This window comes from Sinorhizobium sp. KGO-5 (genome assembly GCF_036245905.1).
Classification (GTDB): domain Bacteria; phylum Pseudomonadota; class Alphaproteobacteria; order Rhizobiales; family Rhizobiaceae; genus Sinorhizobium; species Sinorhizobium meliloti_A.
On the sequence record NZ_BDIZ01000006.1, the window covers coordinates 368,730 to 379,466 of the forward strand.

Genomic DNA, 10,737 nt, shown 5'->3' on the forward strand with positions numbered 1-10,737 from the left:
TGTTCAGCTTGGGTTGAGGGCCCAGCTTCTTCTCCGCAGTCCGATACCTTTGTCCTTACCTCGACGCCCTCTGCAGGTGCTTCTGGCTTGCCATGGTTGTCGGAACCCGTGGCACTTCGTAGCGAGAGTTTCGGAGGGCGCGGCATTTGTTAACGTTCAAACTCACTCAGAATCTAAAGCACCGTGTCGGGTTTCCAGTCGTGCGGTAAGGACGCTTGCCCCGGCCTTTGGTTGGGTTTCTGTCTGCACATTTCGTTGAAACCATGTCTGTTGGTTAGTCGCGTGACCCCATTTGAATGTGTTCTGTGGACAAAGGTGGCCGGTCCGATCGGCTAGGACCTTTGAGGGACGGTGGTAGGACGAAGGTCCTATGGCCAAACGATCGACGGCAACTAACTGAGTTTCTCTCGTTCTGTTCACGATGAAACGCTGCTCAGTGCATGTATATCGTGTCCTCTAGAAAACGTAGCGCAGTCACTCTACACGCTTGGTAGGAGACTTTGATGAAAAGAATAGGTGCAGTACTCGCAGCCGCCGCTATGGCACTGTCGGCGGTGTCGGCGCAGGCCGTACCTTTGTCTCCCATTTCGGTGGGTACGTCAGCTTCCCAGCCAGTCGAACTGGTCCACCACAAACCAGGACATTACGGTGGGCCGCCGCACAAGCGTGGCTACAACGACTACCGCTACAACGGGAGCCGCTACAATGCAGGCCCACGGTACGGCTACTACAATGGCTACGAGGGATACCGCTACCGTCGCGACGGGTACCGTCGGCACAGTGACGGGTGGTGGTATCCTCTGGCCGCATTCGGGACCGGAGTAATAATCGGTGGCGCGATCGCGTCGCCACCTCGCAGGGTTTATTCCAGCGCCCCGTCGGCACATGTCGAATGGTGCTATGATCGCTATCGCTCGTACCGGGTCTACGACAACTCTTTCCAGCCCTATTACGGGCCACGCCAGGAATGTGTGTCGCCATACTACTGATTAGTGCGCCTCTGCGGTTCGGCAAACGAGGCAGACCGCTTAAGTGCCTCCCGACACCCCGTCGGAACATCGTGCAGCTCTGGGATGCCGGCCGCGGTGAGACGAATTTTCCCGCACCGCTGGAGCTTTCCGGCGATCATCCGCAAAGTCTCGGATCGCGTGCGGCCTAGTCCCACAGTCAAGCTGACATTCGCGATTAGCGACAGTGCGAGGCGATGGCATACTACGGTTCGTCCGTTCCGCGACTGAACGAGGGGATGCTCGAGGTGACGTTCACCGCCGCACCCACGTGGTCGCTGGTTTGCGGAGAAAGCGCGCCTGCCTCAGTTCGACGACACACGCGCGGCGCTCAGCTTCAGATTCTTCGCTCGTGCTAGGCCCCAGACCTACTTAACTCTACCCGCGGGAGCTTGGCGGAGGTGGTGACGCCGCCGCACGGGGTGTCGGCGACGCACGCTAGCGGACGATACGGGCCGAGAACAGGCCGGCGGCGATATCGGGGTTGTCGGCATCGGTCACCAGGAGAAGCTCAAGGACCTCGCCTTTTTCGTACGCGTGGATTCCTTCGATCTTGTGCGGATATTCGAGGCAATCAAAAGAGGCGACATTGCCACGGCCATCAATAATACCGAGGCCAGCACCGAGACACGGACCGTCGACATATGCATCCTCTGTATTCTCGGCGACGGCGCTGAAAATCATGTCTCCATTGGGCAGCGCGGCGGCATCGGTGAAGCCGAACGGAGTGCCCTGGATGGCGCCGAGGTCGAAACGCTCGATAGCGAGTGGCTTCAGCGGGTCAACGCGCTCTTTCTCCAGCGCGTCCAGGACCGGGGACAGCGGGTACCGGATGATGGCGTTGTCGTTGTGGCGCCTATTGCCCCGTTGAAACAAACGAAGCTCATCCGCGGCTATGACCAAACCTTCGATGTTGAGCTGACCAAATTCTGTCGCGATCGGATCAAGTAGGAACGATAGGTCGACGCTAGTGGGGGGAGTGGTGATCGTGCCTTTCGCATCGAACCCCAGCACCACACCCTTCTTGCGGTTGGGCCGCGAACCTGAGCCGATAGCAAAAAGCGCTCCAAATGCAAAACCATTGCACGGAGGGATACGGGCCAGTGCCTCTAAGTCAGGTTTCGTTGCTTTTCTATCGCTAGTCCCTTCCGGCAAGATCTCCGCAAATAACCGAACTAAGCGCCCTGGTCCTAATCGGTCGACAGGAAAGACGCCAAGGTGCACATCATCATCCGCGATCACGTAGAGTGCAGAGCCCACGCATACGAGTCCGCTTGCGGCGCTCAAGTGTGAAGGGCGTGAATGGGCACACGTGTAAATGTCGAGGTCGCGTAACTTCTCGAGTTTGATCATGGGCGTCGCTCCGCTCCGTCAGACGTCCTCGTTGATGAAGCAAAATCCGGCGGATGAAAAGCAGCTCCTGGCGTCCGCGCTAAAAGGGGTTCAAGAAACGTTCTCTCTTTGTGCGTTGCGGACCGCATAATGTATGTAATCGTGGCGTGATGACCGCCTACCGGCACTGCCGCGGAGTGGGATAGTGTCCACCAAGTGCTAAGTGGACACCATGGCGGTATTTGATGTCGGGAATGAGCGAAGCGGCGAAGCGCGGTCGACGAAACTGGTCGCTGGAAGACAAATGGCGAATTGTTGAAGAAGCGCAGTTTCCCGGCAACTCGGTAGCGGAGGTGGCGCGCCGGCGCGGGGTCAACAGCAACCTGCTTTTCCGCTGGATACGGGTAGCCGAGGCCGGACAGCTCGGTCACAGGCCGATTCCCTTGTGCTTCTGCCGCAACCCGCCTTGGACTTCATTCCGATCGGTGTGTTTGGACGAGGCGATGACGAAGGGCCTGCGATGACGATACCGGTCGCACCCTCTGCGGCGGCTCCTCCGGTGGCGAGTTCGGCGCGGCCCAAGTCGGTGTTGCCGGCCAAAGGGCCGACATTGGACGAGCGCCCCGGCGTCATCGAAATCGATCTTGCTAATGGTGTTCGCGTTCGCGTTGACGCCTTCGTCAACGCGAAGGCTTTGCGGCGTGTTCTTGCGGCACTGAGTGAGGCGTCGTGATCCAGATTGCCGCGGGGACGAAAGTGTACCTGGCCTGCCGGCCGGTCGATATGCGCCGTGGATTCGATGGTCTGTCGGCGGAGGTCGTCAACACGTTGAATGCCGATCCCTATAGTGGCCATCTCTTCCTCTTTCGGGGGAAAAGAGGCGGCTATTTGAAAGCTCTTTATTGGGACGGAACCGGGATGTGCCTTTTTGCCAAGCGACTGGAGCATGGCAAGGTCGTCTGGCCGTCGATCGTCGATGGTGTTCTGCAGATGTCGGCAGCCCAACTTGCTCTCCTCGTGGAAGGGATGGACTGGCGGCGAACGCGGATGCCTGACCCTCTGCCGAAGCCGGCGATGGCGTATTAACGCATTGTTTTTGCGACTTAAGACCGTAGCGGGATAAACCTCTCGTGCTACAGAGACGGATGTCTCTTGTTGCTTCTGATCCGCTTGCCGAACTCGAGGAATTGCGTGCGTTGACCGCGCAGTTGCAGGCGGAGCTTTATGCCAAGAACCTCTATATCGAGAAGCTGAAGGCCCAGCTTGCGACCTTAAAGCGGGCCCGTTTTGGTCGCTCATCAGAGAAACTCGATCGGCTGATCGAGCAACTCGAATTGACGATCACCGACCTGGAGGAAGGCGAGGCGCAAGCGGACATCGAACAGACACAGGACCGTTCATCGGTCACGCCGCCAACCCTTGCCGGGAAGACGAAGACAGTCCCGCCGCAGTTCGGGCAGGCAGACCATCGCGCGGCTCTCCAGCGCAAGCCAGAGAACCGCCAACATGGTGCTGGCGGTGTCATTGCTTGAGCAGGCCGCCAAGGAAGTGGCGGACAGCTAAACACGCAACGTGATATTCATGGATACGGGACGGGGTTCATACTGCGATATGGCACACACGAAATCCAGTGACCCGTTGCCATTCGTCCCCGCGAGGCCGAAGCCAAGCCGCGGATAGAAATCCGATACCAGTGCGTTGCGCTCTGTTGGTATATAGCGCCCTCGAATGGTGACCACACCGGCTGACGCAGCCTGCTCGATCAGGCTGTTCATCAAGCACTGTTCAACGCCCCGCTCAAGGACGCGGCACGATTGCAGCCAGGTGTCGATCTCCCATTCGGACCCCTTCTTGAGGACAATGACGACCCCGATCGTGCCGTGCTGCGCAAACTTATCGTCGAGCCTTATCTGCCATCCGATAAAGTTTGGGTCTTCCTGCATGCGCCGAACGTCTTCGTTGTTGTATCGGCGGGTGGTGAGGTTGAACTGGTTAGACTTGTTGATGAGTTGAACGATGCGCGGACGACCTATTTCGTCGAAGGGTGAGATGGTCATCCGCATCTCTAGGGACTTCAGATACTCCTCATAATTGCCTACCCGGTCGCGGATCTCCGCAACTGCCGCACGCCCCCCGTAGCTGTTTGCCCGCGCCAGATCGTCGGAGTTCAGCGGCAGATGGTCGAAAAGGCCTGACTCCGCGACGCGATCGATGAAGAAGGACGGATCCTCGCCTACCTCAACTGTGGAAACGAGCGGAAGCTCCCGTCGGACGCGTTCGCGTTCGGCAGGATTGTCGTCAACATAGGCAAGTGACTCAAGACCCAGACCGAGTTTTTCGGCGATCGCACGAATATTGGTGGCCTTGTCGTCCCAATTGGCCTGAAAGACGGCAATGTGCTCTTCTTTTAATAGCATATCAGGATGCCGCCGGAACGGCTCACGCGCAACAGCATCGCTATTCTTCGAACAGACGGCGAGGACTACGCCGCGTTCCCGGAGCCTCAGAACGAAATCTTGAAATCCGAGGAAGGCCTCTCCCTCTGCCGAATTCTGGCCGATCCGGATACCAGCAAGACCGTCGTCGCCAATGACGCCGCCCCAAAGCGTATTGTCGAGATCGAGCACGAGGGCGCGGGCGCTCTTGCCGGTCATGGCCGCGAGGAGAGAAGCAATGTTGTCGGCCGCCAGGGGGCAGAGTTCAACATTGAAGGGCACCTTCGCTGAGTGATAGGCGATCGGGTCGAACCAACGATCAATGCCGATCCGTGAAGCAAGGGCGGCTTGATCCCACATCAGCCACCGTCCCTCAGTAGCGCCATCGCCAAGCATTATGTTGACCCGCAGTCGGAACCGGGCGATCGAACCTGGCGTTGCGATGTCTGCGGAGGTCAGTTGTATGCATGGCGGCAGCGTCGCAATGATTGCCGGGCATCCGGTCTTTGATCGCGCCGCCTCGGCGATCGCGGAAGCGATCCTTTCGACCTCGTGCACAGCCTCATCCTCGGCAGCCCTGTCCAGCAGTGGCCGTTCTCCTTGGAGGGCGCTCTCATCGAGAACGGCAAGCACGGCATCGAGTCCCCGCTCGAAACAATTTTTGGCGGAGAATGCGAAGCTAGCTACCGCGTCATACGGCGCTTCGTGCGCCGAGACGAGGAGACCGCGCGCCAAACCTGCCGCACCCAAGGGATCGCAGAGATAGCTCAGCGTGCGATTTCCGAGGAGGCCGAGCTCGATGGGGGTGAAGCCTTTTCCCTTAATTCTTCCCAGGCGCTTGGCAAGGCGCTCGATCCTGAGCTGTTGGCGTGGGCCCAACTGCTGGTTTGCAACCGATCTGGTGGCGGCGTAGTCGGGCATTTCGCCACCGGCCGCAATCGCCTCGAGCTCAGCCACGCGCGCGGCCCAGTTCTCCTCAAGCGGCGGTCTCCACGAAAACATGGTGTTCATAAGGATGTGCCTCCGCGCGCGGGGGTGCTGATGATCTATTGGTTCTGCTTGCGCTTGACTACGGCATCGATAAGGCTGCCGAGGTTCTTGAAACCTTGCACCTCCGCCGTGCTGAAGCGGACTGCGAGCTCCTGCTCGATCAGAACCATCAGTCGGACATTGGACAGGCTGTCCCATTGCGGAACGTCGCGGGCCGTAGTCTCCAGGGTAATCGGGCCGTCGTATTCATCGAACAGCTCACGGATCACGTCTGCGACTTGGGATAGATAAAGTTGATGGTCAGACATTGGTGCAACCTTGATTTGACGGCAGTAAGGCCGTCGACAGCGCTATGCGGTGCGCGATTCATTTCCTTGTAGTTCGTTCGAGATAACTGTTTCGAAGCCGATAACTCTTCACCTCGGTCCGGATACGGCGCTCATAGGCCTCGACGTCCGCCGCCGTAAGCCTGTTTTCGCCCGTCGAAAGTGACGCAAGCGTTCGCCTGAGTAGCCCCTGGTTATAGACGTGCCCAGGATCACGAAAGTTGCCGAGGTCACCGGCGATCCTCGGGTCATCATCCCATGCAAACACGCGCACATTGGGCAGGGTGTCTATCGACTTGACAAAGCACCGGCGCGACAGCAGAACCTCGTCCAGCAACGTCGCGCTTATGTCGCTCATGCGAAAATAGTAATTGGCGTAGGAGAGGATGGGTATGATGACATCGACCTGTACGCCCTTCTCGACAAACTTCCGAATTCTCGGCACGAGCTGCTCATTCACGGCATTGAAGCTCGCACATGTCCTGCCGCTCGGGGCGTCAACAACCGACCGATACTCTTCGACGACGGCGTGCAGTTCAGCCATTTTGGCGGGCATCTGAAAGGAGCGGTATTGCTTCTCTGTGAACTTGGCATATCCTGCGTCGTCTTGCGCTTCGTAGCTCGTTTCACCCAACAGGACCTTCCATGTACGCCGCAAGGATTTCAGGTCGACCATTCGGATGTCGTCGCTGATTTCCTCGTCATAGAGATACTCTGGAAAACCCTGGCGCATCTTTTCTGGGTCGAGAATGTACATCCAGTCGAACGTGATGATGATCCGTTTGGCTTGCGCGTTGATGGCGAGTTGATCGAGAACGATGTCCCTGTCCATCGGGCGCGGCCCGCCATAGCTGAGATTGTAGGCTACGACATTTCCGCCCAGCGCTGCGGATATGTCATCGGGGGAATACATGGCCGTGGTCGAGCCGCCGACAAGAAACGTGTTGAGCCCCGATTGCTTCGAGACGACGTCTACCCACCGCACGACGATATCGCGCGGGACGTCGTTGCGCGTCAGTTTGAGCCTCGCTCCCCAGCGGTAGATGTCGTATGGATCCGTCGCAATGACGATCATTACGATCGAAAGATACCCCAGCCAGACAAGAAAAAAGGTCACGATCATTGGAAGGGCGGCGCGCCAGCGTGGCGAGAAGCTCGGTTTCTTGCGCAGCGTGCCGCTCCGTCCATGCACATGCTCCGCTCCGATCCACCCATCTGCGGCCGACGGTAAATCTGGATTTGTCGACACGACAAGCATCCTTCCGATCATGGCTTAAAATCCCTGATAGAGGAAAGGCGGCTGCCGCGAGACATAGTGCAGCGACGAAATGGTGAGGACAGCGGCAAAAGCAGCCCAACCCCAGGAAGGTCGCCAGATGCTGCGCAGGAACGCGAAGCCGTAGCTCTCGTTTTCATAGGTCATCAAGGCCGGGCGATAACGGCGCATCAGTTCCACGCCGTTTGGCAGTAGATAGATGATTGAAAATGCACAGAACAGCATGAGCACGGGCTCACGCATTTCGAAGGCCGATGGGGCATCGAGTGATGCGCCGAACATCTGCGCATAAAGATGAAACGCAGCGCCAACGCTTTCGGAGCGGAACATCGCCAGGCTGAGGCAGATCAGCATAAAAAATATGGCCCGTTCCACAAGCACTCGGAAGAACGGCGATGTAGCCTTGCACATGCGCTTGTATTTCTTACTGCCCCTTATCTGGGCCTCGGCCGCAGACCAAACACCTTGCATCAGGCCGAAGGCCACGAAGGTCCAGGCGGCGCCATGCCATAGGCTGAGAACCTGAAAGTTGATTAGCATCGGCAGCCAGAGGCCGAGGATGTGTGTTGGCAGCGGCGAAAGGCGATGCACCGCGCAGTAGCGCGTCCCCGCGATCGAAAGCGGCGTATATAGGAAGCGCGCAATCACGCGCGTCAGCGTCATGTTCCAGCGCCGGTAGTAATCGAGGATACCAATAGCTTTGAACGGCGAATAGAAGTTGAGCGGGTATCGCAGACCAAACATGCGCGCGAGGCCGAGCGCCATGTCGGAATAGCCTGAAAAGTCAAAATAGAGTTGCGCCATGTAGGAGAGAGCGCCGATCCAGGCATGTGCGGGATCCATCACCGCTCCGGCGCCGGCAGCGCCAAAGACAAGATCAACGGTTGGGGCAATATTGTCGGCGATGACTACCTTCTTGAACATGCCGATCGAGATAAAGGCGAGTCCCACGGCGATATTAATGGGGTCAAAACTGATGAACTTTCTGGATTTTACCTGGGGATGGAATTCGTGCAGATAGGTAATTGGGCCGATGATCAACTGCGGAAAGAAGCTGACGAAAGCGCCATAACGGCAAAACGCCCAAAAACCGGACCTCAACGAACGAGTCCCTTCGAAAAATTCGACCACGCTCTTTTCGCGAACATAGGCATCCGCCAGAAAGGCCGCCTGGTGGAACGTGTAGAACGAAATACCAGCCGGTATCGCCACGCCGGCAATATCGGTCAGGAAGTCATTATTTTCGCCAAGAAGAACTGTAACGATCTTGTATTTGAAGTAGCACAGAGAGGCTATGTTGTATCCTTGACCGCATCCATACAACACTCTTCGATGTGGATTACTGTCGTCCATAGCAAGAAGTGCGTTGGAGACTCCGAAATTGACAAGCAGGGCAATCAGCAGCAGAAATACCGACGATAGGCCGTAAGGAGCATAAAAAATAATTGACGCCGTAAAGATGACGAGTAGTGCTTCATTCCTGCCTCGCGTCAAAAGCGCAAGATAAAACGCAATAAGTGTAACCGGCAGAAAGAGAAACAGGAAGAGTGGATCGATAAAGATCATATCAAACCCAACCAGAATAACAAATTTGCTCCGAAGCCACTTATCTGAGGCTGCGAATCTTACATATGATGTAATTTGTCTTTGTCTTGCGCTACCAACGCAGCTCGCTAGGGAGCCTGAATAGCAATAAATCTTTGACAGCCTTACGAGGCCGCCGAACAATAAAGAGACAACTATAGGTTACGCAACGAAACACGGGGATTTCGGCAGAGTTTTCTATCGCAGTTAAAATTCAGGGGTAAAAAAGCACGCATTTAACGGGATGTAAATAGGATAGTAATGCCTTCGGCCTATGTGACTGCGATTTAAAATCAAAATCAAAACCTGCGGCGTGTTGACGAAAATGCGTCGGTACCGCTCTCCTGTAGCCGGTGCTCTTTTCACGCGGGGCCGTTGAGCTGTGCGAGCGGATCTCCCTCGGCGCCCTCCACGGTCGCCCTTGTCATGAGCTCGACAACCAAGCCCGCCCGAGTGACTACGAAAGCAAGACGCCTTTTGAAAACCGCGCCATAGCAGGGCGCAACCACCACCATCCCGCCATCTGCCTTGAGTTTCGCAACGTCTTGCTCCAGACTGTCTGAGAACAGGCAGACGTGATCGAGGCCGCCGCCCTTGGCCAGCCGACTCGCGACGGGATTCGGCCCGTCACGCAACGGAGCCACCAATTCGATCGGAACACTGTCGAGATAAATGAGGAGCGCGCAGGACACATTCTGGACCGGATCAACTGCAGGCGGCACAACCAGCTTGGCTCCCTGCTGCGTCCACGTTTTTAGTGCGCGATCCATGTTCGGCACGACGAACCCGTAGTGAAACACTTTATGGGGATCGAAAGTGATATCTGCCATAGCCGGAGGCCCTGCTTGGGTTTAATGGCTTAATCATCTGCACGAAACGTTAGCCGACCCGGCGCAGCTATGCGAGCAATTTCATGCGGAAGCCTTCGCAGGGTTCGGTAGCGGAGGCAGGAGCGGCAAACGCCGCTGCGTTTGTTGAGTAGTGCCTCATTGATGAAATCGACCTGCCCAGGGTAGCAAATTTGGCTCAAAGGAGATACACCGATGAGTGTCAAATCGTCGATTTCGCTGACCGACCAGCAGGATGCGTTTGCCCGTTCGCTGGTCGAGAGCGGCCGGTATTCCAGCATGAGTTCCGTACTTTAGCAGGGCCTGGAACTGGCGCGATGTTCACGCCCTGTTCATGGGTATTTCAGGCGGCGCCCTTACTGAACGCAAAGGCCAGTCAATGAACTCGGAGAGAGGGAGCAACTTGCCGGGCGCAGTCGGTCCCGGCTTCCGCCTTTCGGGCGGCGCTATGCTAAGCCTCCTGCGGCTGCGCTGTTAACCGGTCAAGTTGCGCGCGAACTGGCTTCGACGCTGAAGCGTCTGCGCCTGGTACGCTCACTTCACTTGCCGTGGCCCTGGCGACGGCTGGGCGAGGGTCAACGGCTCGGACTTCGCTAAGGGTGACGTAGCCATGTGTAGCGGACGTGAATTGCCGCGCTATGCGCGGCGGCAGTCGAACGTTCATCCGCTTCGATCAGGCGAAGAGAAAATCGGCGCTGCTGAAGTGCGAGGCAGCGAGGGTATTCGTCGGATCGTCGACATGGATCGACAGCGCATTGCCTGTCGAATCGTAGCCTTTCAACATCACGTCTCCGCTGGCGTCATTATACGCAAAAATCGTACCGGCCGTGCCGGAGCTCGAATATTGCTTGATTCCGAGGTTCTCCAGGACAAGCAGATCGGTGCCGTCCTGAAAGTCCATCACGGAGTCCCGTCCGACGAGCGAACCCGCGCCCTTGA

Annotated in this window: 11 protein-coding genes and 2 pseudogenes; 6 read left to right on the top strand and 7 right to left on the bottom strand. The window is 57.2% G+C overall.

Annotation, left to right across the window (positions count from 1 at the left end; all coding sequences use genetic code 11):
* Positions 1-503: 503 nt before the first annotated feature.
* Positions 504-989, top strand: a complete 486-nt coding sequence (locus BHD07_RS24195) for a BA14K family protein (protein WP_324763940.1) — start codon at positions 504-506, stop codon at positions 987-989.
* 456 nt (positions 990-1,445) lie between these two features.
* Here the strand turns inward: BHD07_RS24195 and BHD07_RS24200 are convergent, their stop codons facing one another.
* The gene (locus BHD07_RS24200) at positions 1,446-2,360 is read right to left on the bottom strand and encodes a DUF6929 family protein (protein ID WP_338283432.1); all 915 of its coding nucleotides are present in this window, start codon (positions 2,358-2,360) and stop codon (positions 1,446-1,448) included.
* Between the two features lie 233 nt (positions 2,361-2,593).
* On the opposite strand from BHD07_RS24200, the gene BHD07_RS24205 reads away from it, so the two are divergent.
* From BHD07_RS24205 to BHD07_RS24220, 4 genes are read left to right on the top strand one after another with little or no spacing between them, the layout of a single operon-like run.
* A complete protein-coding gene (locus tag BHD07_RS24205; RefSeq protein ID WP_338283433.1) occupies positions 2,594-2,863 on the top strand; it encodes a transposase in 270 nt (89 codons plus the stop codon).
* Positions 2,860-3,072, top strand: coding sequence for a hypothetical protein (locus BHD07_RS24210; protein ID WP_338283435.1), 213 nt, complete (start codon positions 2,860-2,862; stop codon positions 3,070-3,072). Before BHD07_RS24205 ends, BHD07_RS24210 begins: the two co-directional genes overlap by 4 nt.
* Positions 3,069-3,425, top strand: coding sequence for an IS66 family insertion sequence element accessory protein TnpB (gene tnpB, locus BHD07_RS24215; RefSeq protein ID WP_338283436.1), 357 nt, complete (start codon positions 3,069-3,071; stop codon positions 3,423-3,425). The genes BHD07_RS24210 and tnpB overlap by 4 nt, the downstream gene beginning before the upstream one ends.
* A gap of 59 nt (positions 3,426-3,484) precedes the next feature.
* Complete coding sequence (locus tag BHD07_RS24220) at positions 3,485-3,871, top strand: transposase (RefSeq protein ID WP_338283437.1); 387 nt, start codon at positions 3,485-3,487, stop codon at positions 3,869-3,871.
* Between the two features lie 27 nt (positions 3,872-3,898).
* Here the strand turns inward: BHD07_RS24220 and BHD07_RS24225 are convergent, their stop codons facing one another.
* From BHD07_RS24225 to BHD07_RS24245, 5 genes are all read right to left on the bottom strand, one after another.
* On the bottom strand, positions 3,899-5,785 hold the full coding sequence (locus tag BHD07_RS24225) for an HAD-IIIC family phosphatase (protein WP_338283438.1): 1,887 nt from the start codon (positions 5,783-5,785) through the stop codon (positions 3,899-3,901).
* 35 nt (positions 5,786-5,820) lie between these two features.
* Positions 5,821-6,072: an acyl carrier protein gene (locus BHD07_RS24230; protein WP_003533148.1), complete on the bottom strand. Its 252-nt coding sequence runs from the start codon at positions 6,070-6,072 to the stop codon at positions 5,821-5,823.
* A gap of 58 nt (positions 6,073-6,130) precedes the next feature.
* A complete protein-coding gene (locus BHD07_RS24235) occupies positions 6,131-7,360 on the bottom strand; it encodes a TonB-dependent receptor (protein WP_338283441.1) in 1,230 nt (409 codons plus the stop codon).
* Between the two features lie 3 nt (positions 7,361-7,363).
* A complete protein-coding gene (locus BHD07_RS24240) occupies positions 7,364-8,932 on the bottom strand; it encodes an MBOAT family O-acyltransferase (RefSeq protein ID WP_338283442.1) in 1,569 nt (522 codons plus the stop codon).
* 380 nt (positions 8,933-9,312) lie between these two features.
* Complete coding sequence (locus tag BHD07_RS24245) at positions 9,313-9,780, bottom strand: VOC family protein (RefSeq protein WP_338283443.1); 468 nt, start codon at positions 9,778-9,780, stop codon at positions 9,313-9,315.
* A gap of 213 nt (positions 9,781-9,993) precedes the next feature.
* On the opposite strand from BHD07_RS24245, the pseudogene BHD07_RS24250 reads away from it, so the two are divergent.
* Positions 9,994-10,092: pseudogene (locus tag BHD07_RS24250) on the top strand (ribbon-helix-helix domain-containing protein); the annotation flags it as partial.
* A 379-nt stretch (positions 10,093-10,471) separates the two neighbouring features.
* On the opposite strand, the pseudogene BHD07_RS24255 reads toward BHD07_RS24250, so the two are convergent.
* Positions 10,472-10,737, bottom strand: a pseudogene (locus BHD07_RS24255) (calcium-binding protein); the annotation flags it as partial.